Source organism: Rhizobium sp. BG4 (assembly GCF_016864575.1).
Taxonomy (GTDB): Bacteria; Pseudomonadota; Alphaproteobacteria; order Rhizobiales; family Rhizobiaceae; genus Rhizobium.
Map to the genome: position 1 here is coordinate 3362665 of NZ_CP044125.1, position 14231 is coordinate 3376895.

Sequence of the window (14231 nt, forward strand, 5' to 3'; positions counted from 1 at the left end):
TGGCCTCTGCCGAGATCGCTACGGCGCGTGGCCCCTCATCCGCCTTCGGGCACCTTCTCCCCGGGGGGAGAAGGGGAGCGTGCCGCAGCGTCGATTTCCCCTCCCCCAGCGGGGAGAGGGTTAGGGTGAAGGGGCTCCGGGCCGCAGCTTCTGCCTTGGTCCGTTCCCCAAGTCTGTTTTCAATCCCGGATCACCAACAGATCCGCCGCCATGAAGCGCAGCGTCACGGTTTCGCCAGCCTGCGGCGGAGCGACGCCCGGGTTGTTGAACATGTCGAAGGAAATGACGTTGCCGCCGACATTCATGCGGGTGCGGATGACCGAGCCCAGGAAGTGGGCGGAGACGACCTGGCCGGTCAGCGCCGTATCGCTCTTGACGCCTTCGCCGAGCGAGCCGGCTTCCGGACGCAGCGCCAGCTGCACGGTGTCGCCGGCCTTGTAGGTTTGGACCGACTGCTTCAGCGTGACGCCCTGATCGCCGATCTGGATGCGGTTGGCGGCGGGGTCGACGACCTTGGCTTCGATCAGGTTCAGGGTGCCGACGAAAGAGGCGACGAAGCGGGTGGCCGGCGTGTTGTAGATCTCGAAGGGCGTGCCGATCTGGTCGGCCTTGCCCGAGTTCATGACGACGATGCGGTCGGAGATCGACAGCGCTTCTTCCTGGTCATGGGTGACGAAGATCGTGGTGATGCCGAGCTGGCGCTGGATCGCCCGGATTTCTTCGCGCAGCGATACGCGGATCTTGGCGTCGAGCGCGGAGAGCGGTTCGTCGAGCAGCAGGACCTGCGGCTTGACGGCGAGAGCACGGGCGAGCGCCACGCGCTGCTGCTGGCCGCCGGACATCTGGTAGGGGAAACGGTCGGCGAGGTGGCCGAGATGGATCAGCGCCAGCATTTCCTTCACGCGGGCGTCGATCTCGGCCTTCGGCTTGCCGGCGACCTTCATGCCGAAGGCGACGTTGTCGTGCACCGTCATGTTCGGGAACAGCGCGTAGGCCTGGAAGACCATGCCGATATTGCGCTGGTTCGGCTTCAGCGAGGTCTGGTCCTTGCCATTGATCGTCAGCGCGCCGCCGGTCGGCGTTTCGAAGCCGGCGATCATGCGCAGGATCGTGGTCTTGCCACAGCCCGATGGACCGAGGAAGGAGACGAATTCTCCCTTCTCGATATTCATGTTGAAGTTCTTGACGACCTGGACCTGGCCGAAGGACTTCTGAATGTTGGTCAGCGTGAGAAATGACATGAGACGGATACCTTAAGCCTTGGCCGGACGGGCCTTGCCGAAGCGGGAGACGAGATTGAGCAAGCCCATGCTGAGCCAGGTGATGGAGAAGGCGATCACGGCGAGTGCCGAGGGTTCATAGGCCTTGTTGGCACCGACGAGCTGCAGATACGGGCCGAAGGCCGGCCGGTTGAGCAGGGCTGCGAAGGTGAACTCGCCCATGACGATCGCGAGCGTGATGAAGGCGCCGGAGAGGACGCCGCTCATGACGTTCGGGAAGATGCACTTGAACATGATCGTCGGCCACTTGGCGCCGAGGCTTTCGGCGGCTTCCGTCAGGGTCCGCACGTCGATGGCGCGCATCGCGGTATCGACCGAGCGGTACATGTAGGGCAGCGACAGGGTGATGTAGGAGAAGACCAAGAGCACGTTGGTGCCCATGGTCGAGCCCGTCATCGGCAGGATCGACGACGAGTTATACATGCGCAGATAGCCGAAGACGATGACGATCGCGGGGATGACCAGCGGCAGCAGCGTGATGAACTCGACGACCTGGCGCATCTGCGGAAGGCGCAGGCGCACCCAATAGGCCGTCGGCACGACGAGCAGCATGCCGAAGATGATGGTCATCAGGGCCATCAGCATCGAATAGCCGAAGGTCTGCTGGAATTGCGCGTCGGAGAAAACCGACTTGTAGGCATCGAAGCTGTAGCCGTCGCGGCGCATGCGCAGCGAGAATTCGAGCGTGCCGAGAAGCGGGACGATGAAATAGGTCGCGCCGATGATTATGGCGATCCAGGCGCCGATACGTTGTCCCTTCATTTCTGCCACCGTTCAGCGCGCATGCGCAGCATGAGGTAAAGGACGTTCGAGACGCCGGTAATGACGATCATGCCGAGTGCGATCGCGTAGCCGAGGTTGGCGTTGTGCAGAACGTCGCCGCGGATCTGCGCATAGAGCAGGATCGGTACGATGTTCAGCGACGAACCGGTCAGTGCGTAGGCGGTCGCGATGGCGCCGAAGGCGTTCGCGAAGAGCAGCAGCGTCGTGCCGAGCAGGCTCGGCCAGAGGATCGGCAGGGCGACCATCGTCCAGTACTGGCGGTTGCTGGCGCCGAGGATTTCGGCAGCCTCGCGCCATTCCTTCTTCATGCCGTCGAGGGCAGGCGTCAGGATCAGCACCATCAGCGGGATCTGGAAATACATGTAGGTGATGGTCAGGCCGAAGAAGGACAGCAGGTTGAAGCCGGTGCCGTAGAGATTGAAGCCGAACCAGTCACGCAGGAAAATGGTTACGAGGCCGGTGCGGCCGAGCGTCGCCAGGAACGAGAAGGCGAGCGGGATGCCGGCGAAGTTGGAGGCGACGCCCGAGAAGGTCAGCAGCGTGCCGCGCACCGAGGCGGGCAGGCCGCCGAGCACCACTGCCCAGGCGAGGAAAAAGCCGATGAGCGCACCGCCGAGAGCCGAGGCAACCGAGACGCGGATACTGATCCAGTATGCGCTCAGGATGGATGGCGTGAAGAGATCGGCGATGTTCTTCAGCGTGAATTGACCGTCCGGCGTGAAGAACGCGCCGATGACCAGATAGAGCGTCGGGATGATCAGAAACAGCAGGGCGAAGATGATGAATGGGGCGATGCCGAGCCAATCCACCACGCGATCGCGGTTGATGAATGGGGCACTGCTTGCCGCAGGCGCAGTCACGGTGCTCATGGATGCTCATCCGGGGACGTCGAGGGGAAAAAGAACCTCCCCGCCGTGGGCGGGGAGGCATGGCAGCAGATATTACTGAACGTTGGCGCCGACGACGCTATCCCACTTGCCGGTGATAGCAGCCTTGCCCTTGTCCTGCTCGTCGAGCGTCGGGAAGACGGCCTTTGCATAGCCTTCAGCCGGCGGCAGCTTGTCGAGCAGTTCCTTCGGAACCTTGCCCTTCTGGGCGAGGTCGTTGAAGCGGATCGGGTGGCAATAGCCCTTCAGCCAGCCGAGCTGACCTTCGTCCGAATAGAGGTATTCCATCCAGAGCTTCGCAGCGTTCGGGTGCGGAGCGAAAGCGGAGATCGCCTGGACGTAAACGCCAGCGACAACGCCCGAGGTCGGAACGACGACTTCAACCGGCGGGTTGCCGTTCAGGCTGTCGCGCCAGGAGAGACCGTTGTAGTCCCAGGCGACGACGATCGGGGTCGAGCCCTGAGCGAGCGAAGCGGACTTGCCGATAACCGGAACGAGGTTGCCGGCCTTGTTGAGCTCTGCGAAGTAGGAAAGACCTGCTTCACCAGCCTTCGTTGCGTCCTTTTCGCCGGCAGCGAGGCCAGCAGCGTAGACGGCCTGGACAGCCTGGTTCGAAGCGCGCGGGTCACCAGCGAGCGAGATCGAGTTGGCGTATTCCGGCTTCTTCAGGTCGGCCCAATCCTTCGGGACGTTCTTGACGATGTCGGTGTTTACGACGAACGAGAGAACGCCGTAGTAATCGCCGTACCAGTAGCCGTCAGCGTCCTTTGCAGAGTCCGGAATGGAATCCCAGGTGGAGACCTTGTACGGCTGGATCAGGCCTTCAGCCTTGGCCGACGGGCCGAAGGAGAGACCGACGTCGATGACGTCAGGAGCCTGCGGGCCGGTGTTGCCCTTGTTGGCCTTGATTGCTTCGATTTCGTCGCCCGAACCTGCATCCGGGTTCAGTTCGTTGACTTCGATGCCGTACTTGGCCTTGAAGCCTGCGATGACGTCGCCGTAACCGCACCAGTTGTGCGGCAGAGCGATGGTCGTCAGCGTGCCTTCCTTCTTGGCGGCAGCGATCAGGTCGGCGCTCGGCTCAGCTGCAGCAATTGCAGTCGAAGCAACGACGATCGCAGTAGAAAGCGAAAGCAGTCGAGAAATGTTAGAGATCACTGTTGTTCTCCTTCGGTTTTCAGTGGTCTGGCGAAGCTGTTACTGACCTTGCATGAAGCTTGTATGACAGTCGCGTGACGTTAATTTTTCTTTTGATTGCAGGCGGTTGCCGGTGCTGTTCCGTTTGCGACACGCCGCTCTATTTTGTCTGCGCCTTCATTGATTTTATTTAATCTTGCCCCTTTCCCTCTTACCCAAGTTTGCGGAAGAGCCTGGTCTGTTCGAACAGACCCTCCAGCGTTTTCATGCGCTCCTTCGTTTCGTCCCATGTCGAGCTCTGGACCGCTTCGATCAGCGCCTCGACAATGAAGAGAGTGACGACGGATGAATCCCAGGCCGACGGCGCCTCGATCTGGACGCGAAAGGCGTGCCTGGCGAGCTTGGCGGCGGGCGATCCCCACTGGTCGGTGAAGACGATGATCTCGGCGCCGCGCTTGCGCGCTGCCTGTGCCAGGCTCACCATCTCCTGCTCGTAGCGGCGGATGTCGAAAATGATCAGGAGGTCGCCGGCGTTCATATTGAGAACGTATTGCGGCCAGCTCGATGAATTGGAGGAGAGCAGGGCGGTGTTCGGCCGGATGACCTGCATATGGGTGAAGAAATACTCGGCGAGCGCGCCGGTGATGCGGCCGCCGACGAAATAGAGGCCGCGCTTGCGGTCCGACAGCAGCGAGGCGACGCTATCGAAGGTCGCGGTGTCGAGATCGCCGAGCGTCTGGCGCAGATTGCCGATGATGGCATCGGCGAAGCGATTGAGAATGTGAGTGCCCGGCGCATTCGAGGCCCAACGGTCATGCTTGGCGATCGGATTGGAGATCGTCGCCTCGACTTCCTGATGCAGGTGCGCCTGGAAATCCGGATATCCCTTGAAGCCGAGCTTCTGGACCATGCGCACGACCGTGGGCGTGGAAACGCCGGCATTTTCGGCAATGGTCGTGATACTGCCCAGTCCTGAGACCGGGTAGTTGTCCAGCAGACTTTCGGCCAATTGCTTCTCGGCGCGCGTCAGCACGTCGAAATGCGAATGGATTACGTCCGAGACCGTCTTCGACGCGGCGTTCACTCGATCTTGCTCCCCGGGAATGGCTTGTTTTGATCCCGACGCTTTCCCTTTGCGTCAGGTGCCACTTTCCCACTCAAAGTTAACAACGCTGTCACAATCCATGTCAACCATTGTCATGAAAAGAAATTTTCAGAGCGCGCTTGACAGTGTGGAAAAGCTGAAGAATTCTTTTCTTATTAATTTTTTTATAAAGCCATCTGGCGAGGCGCAGCCCACGTGCTCAACGAGTTCAAGGTCCTAAGCGAAGCAGAAGGAAGTTGCGCCGGCATCGAGCGGCGCGGCGGCAAGAGCCCGGTGCTCGTCATCTGTGAACACGCGTCGCGGACCCTGCCGGAAGCCTTCGGCGATCTCGGCCTTTCGAAGGATGCACTGGAAAGCCACATCGCCTGGGATCCGGGCGCTCTGGCGGTGGCGCGAGGGATTTCGTCAGCGCTGGATGCGACGCTCGTCTACCAGCGTTTTTCTCGTCTGATCTACGATTGCAACCGGCCGCCGGAAGCGCCGGGCGCAATGCCGGAGAAGAGCGAAATCTACGCCATTCCCGGCAACCAGGGACTCACTTCCGAACAGCGGCAGGCGCGTACCGAAGCGCTCTACATTCCCTTTCACAATGCCGTGCGCGAGCTCATTGCCGAGCGCAAGGCGAGGGGGCAGGAGAGCGTGGTTGTCACAATCCACAGTTTTACGCCTGTCTTCAACGGCAAGCCGCGTGCAGTCGAGCTCGGTATCCTGCACGATGCCGACAGCCGCCTCGCGGACAAGATGCTGACGGCTGCGGCCGATGCGCCGCTCTACAAGACAGAACGCAATGAACCCTACGGCCCTGCAGATGGCGTGACGCATACGCTCATCCTGCATGGGGTTTCCAACGGGTTCCGCAATGTAATGATCGAGGTCCGCAACGACCTTATCAATGACGATGCCGGTCAAGGGGTCATGGCCGACTATCTCACAGGGCTTCTCCAGCAGTGTCTGGAAGGCTGACTATAAAAAGAAAACGGCCCCAGGGAGCAGCTTAGCTGCGGACGTCCGATGGCAAATGCCACGGACAATTTGGCACAGGATCGACCGCAATCCCGCGGCCGATCGCTAACAGGGGGAAGTCATGTCTGACTATACCGATCTGGATAAAAAGCAGGATATGAGCGTCCTGCATTCCATGGGCTATGCCCAGGAACTTGAACGGCGGATGAGCTCGTTCTCGAACTTCGCAGTGTCATTCTCGATTATTTGCATTCTCTCCGGCGGCATCAATTCGCTGGCACAGGCCACGGCAGGTGCAGGCGGCGCGGCAATCGGCATCGGCTGGCCGATCGGCTGCTTCGTATCGCTCGTCTTCGCCGTGGCGATGGCGCAGATCAGCTCTGCCTATCCGACGGCCGGCGGCCTCTATCACTGGGGTTCGATCCTCGGCAACCGCTTCACCGGCTGGCTGACCGCATGGTTCAACCTGCTCGGTCTGGTCACCGTTCTCGGCGCCATCAACGTCGGCACCTACTACTTCTTCATGGGTTCCTTCGGCACCAGCTATTTCGGCCTGACGGATACGACTGCGGTCCGCATCGTCTTCCTCATCGTCATCACCGGCGCACAGGCGCTCGTGAACCACATGGGCATCGGCCTGACGGCAAAGCTCACGGACTTCTCGGGCTACCTGATCTTCGCAACGGCCATCGTGCTTTCGGCCGTTTGCCTGTTTGCCGCACCGTCCTACGAGATCGGCCGCCTCTTCACCTTCGCCAACTATTCCGGCGAAGCGGGCGGCAACGTCTGGCCGGCGACATCGGGCGCCTGGGTGTTCCTGCTCGGTCTGCTGCTGCCGATCTACACGATCACCGGCTATGACGCTTCGGCCCATACGTCGGAAGAAACCGTCAAGGCGGCTCACTCGGTTCCGCGCGGCATGGTTTCGTCGGTCCTTTGGTCGGCGCTGTTCGGCTACATCATGCTGTGCTCCTTCGTCCTCATGCTGCCGAACATGGACGATGCTGCAAAGCAGGGCTGGAACGTGTTCTTCTGGGCGATGGACGCGCAGGTCAATCCTGTCGTCAAGGACATCCTCTATTTCGCAATCCTCGTCAGCCAGTGGCTGTGCGGCCTTGCGACGGTGACGTCCGTTTCGCGCATGATCTTCGCCTTCTCGCGTGACGGTGGCCTTCCGGCTTCCAAGGCGCTCGCCAAGGTCAGCCCGAAATACCGCACGCCGGTTGCTGCGATCTGGACGGGTTCGATCCTCTCGGTGCTGTTCGTCTGGGGCTCTTCGCTGGTTTCGATCGGTGACACGCCGGTTTATACGATCGTCGTCTCGTGCACGGTCATCTTCCTGTTCTTCTCCTTCGCGATCCCGATCACGCTCGGTCTCTTCGCCTGGGGTACGTCGAAGTGGGACAAGATGGGTCCGTGGAACCTCGGCGAAGGCGTCTTCAAGCTCTTTGCGGTTCTGACCGTTCTCGCCATGATCCTGATCTTCATCCTCGGCGTTCAGCCGCCGAATGGTCCGGCTCTCTACGTGACGGTCGGCTTCCTCGTTCTGACCGGCATCGTCTGGTTCGGCTTCGAGAAGCGCCGCTTCAAGGGCCCGCCGATCGGCGACGAAGTGGCGCGCCGTCAGGCGGAGATCGCCGCTGCCGAAAAGGCTGTCGGCCAGCACTAAGGCCAGAGGCTTCCCTCTCGAATGGCGGGGCCGCGGCGCACGCGGCCCCATCCCCGGTTCAATGAAAAAGCATCGGGCAGGCATCGCCTGCCGCTGCATGCCCTTTCGTTGTTCCGAATTCTCAATTCAAAAGAAGCAGGCGGGTAAAAGATGACGACCAGCTATACTCTCGACGATCTCAAGAAGGACGTGGCCGAGGGCCGCATCGATACGGTTCTGGCGTGCCAGATCGACATGCAGGGCCGCCTGATGGGCAAGCGCTTCCAGGCCGAATACTTCCTCGACAGCGCTTGGAAGGAAACGCATAGCTGCAACTATCTCGTTGCGACCGACATGGAGATGGAGACGGTCTCCGGCTACAAGGCTACGAGCTGGGAAAAGGGCTACGGCGACTATACGATGAAGCCGGACCTTTCGACGCTGCGCCGCATTCCCTGGCTCGAGGGCACGGCGCTCGTTCTCTGCGACCTGCTCGATCACCATACGCATGAGGAAGTGCCGCATTCGCCGCGCGCCATCCTGAAGAAGCAGGTGAAGCGCCTGGAGGCGATGGGCATGAAGCCGTTCATGGCTTCGGAGCTCGAATTCTTCCTGTTCGACCAGACCTATGAATCGGCTCATGCGTCCGGTTATCGAAACCTGAAGCTCGCCAGCGCCTATAACGAGGACTACCACATCTTCCAGACGACCAAGGAAGAGGAAGTGATGCGGGCGATCCGCACCGGCCTGCAGGGGGCGGAAATCCCGGTGGAGAACTCGAAGGGCGAGGCATCTGCCGGTCAGGAAGAGATCAACGTCCGCTATGCCGAGGCTTTGACGATGGCCGACCGCCATACGATCATCAAGAACGGCTGCAAGGAAATCGCGTGGTCGAAGGGCAAGGCCATCACGTTCCTCGCCAAGTGGCATTACAACGCAGCCGGCAGCTCGTCGCATATCCATCAGTCGCTCTGGAGCCTCGACGGCAAGCCGCTGTTCTTCGACGAGAAGGGCAAGTACGGCATGTCGAAGCTGATGGAGCAGTATGTCGCCGGCCTGCTCGCCCATGCGAGCGAGATCACCTATTTCCTGGCGCCCTACATCAACTCCTACAAGCGCTTCATGGCCGGCACGTTCGCGCCGACCAAGGCGATCTGGAGCAAGGACAACCGCACCGCCGGATACCGCCTCTGCGGCGACGGCACCAAGGCGATCCGCATCGAATGCCGCGTCGGCGGCTCCGATCTCAATCCCTATCTCGCCTTCGCCGCGCTGATTGCCGCAGGCATCGACGGCATCGAGAACAAGCTTGAACTCGAAGCGCCCTTCGTGGGAGATGCCTATGGCGCACGCAAGGTGCGCGAGATCCCGCGGACGCTGCGCTCGGCTACCACGGCGATGACCAAGTCGAAGATGCTGCGCAGCGCCTTCGGCGACGACGTCATCGACCACTATACCCGCGCTGCCGAATGGGAGCAGGAGGAATACGACCGCCGCATCACGGACTGGGAGGTGGCGAGAGGGTTCGAAAGGGCTTGAGATAATCGCAACACTCGCTCTGATTGTTGCGTTGGTCGCATTATGCTAATGTGATCTGCGTTTTCAGAGGAGATCGACATGGGTGTGATCGACAGCGCTTGGTTCTATGAAAAGCTCTCGGAGCGCGGCTCCTCGCTTCGCGATATGGCCCGTTTCATGGGGCTTGATCCGAGCGCGGTGTCGCGCATGCTGAACGGCGAACGGAAGATGAGCGCTGAGGAGCAGGACCAGATCGCCGATTATATCGGCGTTCCCTTGGATGAGGTTGCGGCGCATCGGCGCGGTGACCTCGCCGGGTTCGCCGAGAAGAAGCAGGCGGGCTATGAAAGTGCGGGCGCCAATCCGGGGGAGCTGGATGAGCCGCCGGTGAAGATGTTTACGGAGGACGATGTCATCTACAAGGATGGCAAGCGCTGGATGGAACTGGACGATGGGACGCTGCTGGAAGTGCACCCCGCGTGGGGATGCATGAAGGGGACGCTGACCATCATGCCGGGAGTCGATCTGACCGCGCCTGCCGATCCTGATTGGGGTAAAGTCTACGACGATGACTGACCGCTTTCTGCTCGATACTTGTGCAGTTCTTTGGCTTGTCGAGGGAACGCCACTAAGCAGAGATGCGAACGTTGCACTTAGTCGTGGACGTGAAAAGCGTAGCCTGTTCGTTTCATCAATGTCGGCGTGGGAGATCGGTATATTGATCAGCAAAGGCCGTTTGCCAACAACGAAAGATGCTATGTCCTGGTTTCAAGATGCTGTCGATATGATTGGTGCGCAGACTGCCGATGTTTCCCTGCACGCGCTTGTCGTGTCGTCCTTTTTGCCGCGGCCCGTTCACAACGATCCCGCAGATCGCATCCTGATCGCGACCGCGCGGGAAAACGACCTGACGATCATCACGCGCGATCGCGCAATTCTTTCCTATGGCGCTGCGGGGCATGTCCGCACGCTGGCCTGTTAAGTCTGGAGCATAACTGATGACTATTATCCAATGCATATCGCCGGTCGATGGATCGGTTTACGCGGAGCGTCCGGCGCTCTCGCTGGAGGCGGCGAAGGAAGCCGTGGCCCGCGCGCGCAAGGCGCAGAAAAGCTGGGCCAAGCGTCCGCTCGAAGACCGCGTTCAACTGGTGCTGAAGGGTGTCGCGCGTCTTAACGAGATGTCCGACGTGGTCGTTCCCGAGATCGCCTGGCAGATGGGCCGTCCGATCCGTTATGGCGGTGAGTACAAGGGCTTCAACGAGCGCTCCAACTATGTTGCGTCGATCGCGGCGGAAGCACTGGCGCCACTCGTCGTCGAGGAGAGCGACAAGTTCGAGCGCCGCATCGAGCGCGAAGCGCATGGCGTCGTCTTCGTCGTGGCGCCGTGGAACTATCCCTACATGACGGCGATCAACACGATCGCTCCGGCGCTGATGGCCGGCAATACCGTGGTGCTGAAGCATGCGTCGCAGACGCTACTGGTCGGAGAGCGGTTGGTGCAGGCCTTTGTCGAAGCCGGCGTTCCCGAGGATGTTTTCCAGAATGCCGTCCTCGATCACCAGACGACTTCGGCGCTGATCGCTGCCGGCAGCTTCAATTTCGTCAACTTCACCGGTTCGGTCGAAGGTGGACGTTCGATGGAGCGGGCGGCAGCCGGCACCTTCACCGGTCTCGGCCTCGAGCTCGGCGGCAAGGATCCGGGCTATGTCATGGAAGATGCCGATCTCGACGCTGCCGTCGATACGCTGATGGATGGCGCGACCTACAATTCCGGTCAGTGCTGCTGCGGTATCGAGCGCATCTATGTGCACGAGTCGCTCTATGACTCTTTCGTGGAGAAGTCGGTCGCCTGGGTGTCGAACTACAAGCTCGGCAATCCGCTCGATCCCGAGACCTCTCTCGGCCCGATGGCGAACAAGCGCTTTGCCAAGGTGGTGCGCGAGCAGATCGCCGATGCGGTTTCCAAGGGTGCCAAGGCGCTGGTCGATCCGAAGCTCTTCCCGCAGGACGATGGCGGCGCCTATCTCGCTCCGCAGATCCTTGTGAACGTCGATCATTCGATGGAGTTCATGCGCGAAGAAACCTTCGGTCCGGCCGTCGGCATCATGAAGGTCAAGTCCGATGAGGAGGCGCTGGCGCTGATGAATGACAGTCAGTACGGCCTGACCGCCTCGCTCTGGACCAAGGATGCCGAACGGGCAGGGCGCCTCGGCCGCGAAATCGAAACCGGAACGGTCTTCATGAACCGCGCCGACTATCTGGATCCGGCGCTTTGCTGGACCGGCGTCAAGGAAACCGGTCGCGGCGGCTCGCTGTCGATCATCGGCTTCCAGAACCTGACGCGTCCGAAATCCTATCACCTGAAGAAAGTTACAGCATGAGCAGCAACATCACAGCCAACTGGAGCTACCCGACAGCGGTCAAGCTCGGCCGCGGCCGCATCAAGGAGCTCGCCGACGCCTGCAAGAGCCTCGGCATGAAGAAGCCGCTGCTGGTCACCGATCGGGGCCTCGCCTCGATGGCGATCACCAAGAACGCGCTCGACATTCTCGAAGACGCCGGTCTCGGCCGCGCCATTTTCGCCGATGTCGATCCGAACCCGAACGAGAAGAACCTCGAAGCCGGTGTCAAGGCCTTCAAGGATGGCGGTCATGACGGCGTCGTCGCCTTCGGCGGCGGCTCCGGTCTCGATCTCGGCAAGTGCGTGGCCTTCATGGCCGGCCAGACGCGCCCGGTCTGGGACTTCGAGGATATCGGCGACTGGTGGACGCGCGCCAGCATCGAAGGCATTGCGCCGATCGTTGCCGTGCCGACGACGGCTGGTACCGGCTCGGAAGTGGGCCGCGCCAGCGTCATCACCAATTCGGCGACGCATGTGAAGAAGATCATCTTCCATCCGAAGTTCCTGCCCGGCGTCGTCATTTCCGATCCGGAACTGACGGTCGGCATGCCGAAGATCATCACCGCCGGCACCGGCATGGATGCCTTCGCGCATTGCCTGGAAGCTTATTCCTCGCCCTTCTACCATCCGATGTCGGCGGGTATCGCGCTTGAAGGCATGCGCCTCGTCAAGGAATTCCTGCCGCGCGCCTACAAGGAGGGCACGGATCTGGAAGCCCGCGCCAACATGATGTCGGCAGCTGCCATGGGCGCCGTCGCATTTCAGAAGGGTCTCGGCGCCATTCACGCGCTGTCGCACCCGATCGGTGCCGTCTACAACACCCACCACGGCATGACCAATGCCGTCGTCATGCCGGCCGTGCTGCGCTTCAACCGCGCCGTGATCGAGGACAAGATCGCCCGTGCGGCGGCTTATCTCGGCATTTCCGGCGGCTTCGATGGCTTCTACGACTATGTGCTGAAACTGCGCTCCGAGCTCGGCGTGCCGGAAAGCCTCTCGGCGATGGGAATCGCGCCCGACAGGATCGACGAACTCTCGGCCATGGCGATCGAAGACCCGAGTGCCGGCGGCAATCCTGTTCCGATGACGCTCGAAAACACCAAGGCGTTGTTTAGGGATTGCTTCTAAGGGGATCAGATGAGTCGTTCGTTTCGATATGCAGTTCTGGGCGTTGTGCTGGCGGTCCTCGGGGCGCCAGCCGCTCATGCCGAATCTTTCTCCGCACTGGGCAAGCAGGGTTATGCCGTCGGCCCGATGGGGCAGGGGAAATCCGGTGCTCTCGGCTGGGTCGTTTCCAAGGGTGGCAGCAAGTTCTTCTGCCGCCTGAGGGCGAGCTCCGCCTATTCCGGCGGCAACGGCATGGTGGGCTTCACCACGAGCGGGCGGATGATCAAGATGAACCGCGCGGTCTATGAAGCCACGATCGGCGGGCGCGACCCGTCGATTCCTCAGCTTGCCGACCTGAAGGCGGGCCGCGTGCGGCCTGCCGATGTCGGAGCGTGCAGCAAGATCTGAACGGAAGGCTTATAAGGCGGACCAACCAGCTGGCCCGGAAAGCGCAGGCTTTCCGGGCTTTTTTTGTCCGCAGACATCCTGAATTCTAGGGATGTGAGAAATGCAGGCTGCAATTTCGGGCTGTCTGTTTAGGTTTTGTTAACCGCGATTGGAAAGGATGCATTAACCGCACGATGAATCGAAAAGTGCGTAAGAGAGCGATACCGGCTCGCGGCTTTTCCATTCGAGGACCTGATATGCCAGTCATTACTTTTGCAAATACCAAGGGCGGCGCCGGCAAGACCACGGCCGTGCTGCTGCTGGCAACCGAGCTTGCGCGCAAGGGATATCGCGTCACCATTCTCGACGCCGATCCGCAGCACTGGATTTCGCGCTGGCATGAGATTTCCGGCAACGTCCACAACGTTTCCGTCATCGATTTCGTCACCTCCGCATCGCTGCCGCAGCATATCAGCGAGAACAAGGCGAATACCGATTACTTCATCATCGACCTGCCGGGCGCGCGCAATCCGCTGCTCGCCACCGCTGTCGGTCTTTCCGACCACGTGCTGATCCCGATCCAGGGCTGTGCCATGGATGCCCGCGGCGGTGCGCAGGTTCTGGAGCTGCTGCAGTATCTTGACGAGAAGGCAGGCATCAAGATCGGCCATTCGGTCGTTCTCACCCGCGTCAACTCGATGGTCACCACCCGCGCGCTGCAGCTCGTCAAGGCGCTGCTCAACGAGCGTCATGTTCCGGTTCTCGATACGGCGATCATCGAACGCTCTGCCTTCCGCGATATCTTCGATGTCGGCGGCACGCTCGCGACCATGGACGCGACCCGCGTTTCCAATCTCGACAAGGCGCGCGAGAACGCTCTCTGTTTTGCCGAGGAAATGATGCGCAAGCTGCCGGTGAAGCTGCCGATCGCGGCTCGCCTCTCTGGCCTGCTGATGCGCGACGCTGCCTGATCGGCAAAACGTCACAACAAAAAAGCCGCCGGGAGACCGGC

The 14231-nt window shown here is 60.9% G+C and carries 14 protein-coding genes; 9 read left to right on the forward strand and 5 right to left on the reverse strand.

The genetic code is table 11. The annotated features are described in order from the left end of the window. Positions 1 to 179 precede the first annotated feature (179 nt). The 5 genes from F2982_RS16880 to F2982_RS16900 form a co-directional block, all read right to left on the reverse strand. A complete protein-coding gene (locus F2982_RS16880; RefSeq protein WP_203428518.1) occupies positions 180 to 1241 on the reverse strand; it encodes an ABC transporter ATP-binding protein in 1062 nt (353 codons plus the stop codon). A 12-nt stretch (positions 1242 to 1253) separates the two neighbouring features. Continuing rightward, complete coding sequence (locus tag F2982_RS16885; protein WP_112715556.1) at positions 1254 to 2042, reverse strand: ABC transporter permease; 789 nt, start codon at positions 2040 to 2042, stop codon at positions 1254 to 1256. Beyond that, positions 2039 to 2932, reverse strand: a complete 894-nt coding sequence (locus F2982_RS16890) for an ABC transporter permease subunit (protein ID WP_112715554.1) — start codon at positions 2930 to 2932, stop codon at positions 2039 to 2041. Before F2982_RS16890 ends, F2982_RS16885 begins: the two co-directional genes overlap by 4 nt. Positions 2933 to 3004: 72 nt before the next feature. Continuing rightward, positions 3005 to 4108 carry an ABC transporter substrate-binding protein gene (locus F2982_RS16895; RefSeq protein ID WP_025555490.1) on the reverse strand — a complete coding sequence of 368 codons (1104 nt, stop codon included), beginning with the start codon at positions 4106 to 4108 and terminating at the stop codon, positions 3005 to 3007. Between the two features lie 190 nt (positions 4109 to 4298). Further along, the gene (locus F2982_RS16900) at positions 4299 to 5171 is read right to left on the reverse strand and encodes a MurR/RpiR family transcriptional regulator (RefSeq protein WP_025555491.1); all 873 of its coding nucleotides are present in this window, start codon (positions 5169 to 5171) and stop codon (positions 4299 to 4301) included. A gap of 216 nt (positions 5172 to 5387) precedes the next feature. Here F2982_RS16900 and F2982_RS16905 point away from each other — a divergent pair, with 216 nt between their 5' ends. From F2982_RS16905 to F2982_RS16945, 9 genes are all read left to right on the forward strand, one after another. Then, on the forward strand, positions 5388 to 6155 hold the full coding sequence (locus F2982_RS16905; RefSeq protein WP_203428519.1) for an N-formylglutamate amidohydrolase: 768 nt from the start codon (positions 5388 to 5390) through the stop codon (positions 6153 to 6155). Positions 6156 to 6276: 121 nt separating this feature from the next. Further along, entirely contained in the window at positions 6277 to 7824 is a 1548-nt protein-coding gene (locus F2982_RS16910) for an amino acid permease (RefSeq protein ID WP_112715550.1), read from the forward strand. 150 nt (positions 7825 to 7974) lie between these two features. After that, the gene (locus tag F2982_RS16915) at positions 7975 to 9342 is read left to right on the forward strand and encodes a glutamine synthetase family protein (RefSeq protein WP_130277965.1); all 1368 of its coding nucleotides are present in this window, start codon (positions 7975 to 7977) and stop codon (positions 9340 to 9342) included. A 78-nt stretch (positions 9343 to 9420) separates the two neighbouring features. Continuing rightward, positions 9421 to 9897 carry a helix-turn-helix domain-containing protein gene (locus tag F2982_RS16920; protein WP_203428520.1) on the forward strand — a complete coding sequence of 159 codons (477 nt, stop codon included), beginning with the start codon at positions 9421 to 9423 and terminating at the stop codon, positions 9895 to 9897. Further along, positions 9890 to 10303 carry a type II toxin-antitoxin system VapC family toxin gene (locus F2982_RS16925; RefSeq protein WP_203428521.1) on the forward strand — a complete coding sequence of 138 codons (414 nt, stop codon included), beginning with the start codon at positions 9890 to 9892 and terminating at the stop codon, positions 10301 to 10303. Before F2982_RS16920 ends, F2982_RS16925 begins: the two co-directional genes overlap by 8 nt. A 16-nt stretch (positions 10304 to 10319) precedes the next feature. Beyond that, positions 10320 to 11705 (forward strand): aldehyde dehydrogenase family protein, encoded by a 1386-nt coding sequence (locus F2982_RS16930; protein ID WP_203428522.1) that lies wholly within the window; start codon positions 10320 to 10322, stop codon positions 11703 to 11705. Beyond that, entirely contained in the window at positions 11702 to 12853 is a 1152-nt protein-coding gene (locus tag F2982_RS16935) for an iron-containing alcohol dehydrogenase (RefSeq protein WP_203428523.1), read from the forward strand. The genes F2982_RS16930 and F2982_RS16935 overlap by 4 nt, the downstream gene beginning before the upstream one ends. A 9-nt stretch (positions 12854 to 12862) precedes the next feature. Next, positions 12863 to 13240, forward strand: a complete 378-nt coding sequence (locus F2982_RS16940) for a hypothetical protein (protein ID WP_203428524.1) — start codon at positions 12863 to 12865, stop codon at positions 13238 to 13240. A 236-nt stretch (positions 13241 to 13476) separates the two neighbouring features. Further along, positions 13477 to 14190: a ParA family protein gene (locus F2982_RS16945; protein ID WP_203428525.1), complete on the forward strand. Its 714-nt coding sequence runs from the start codon at positions 13477 to 13479 to the stop codon at positions 14188 to 14190. Positions 14191 to 14231 lie beyond the last annotated feature (41 nt).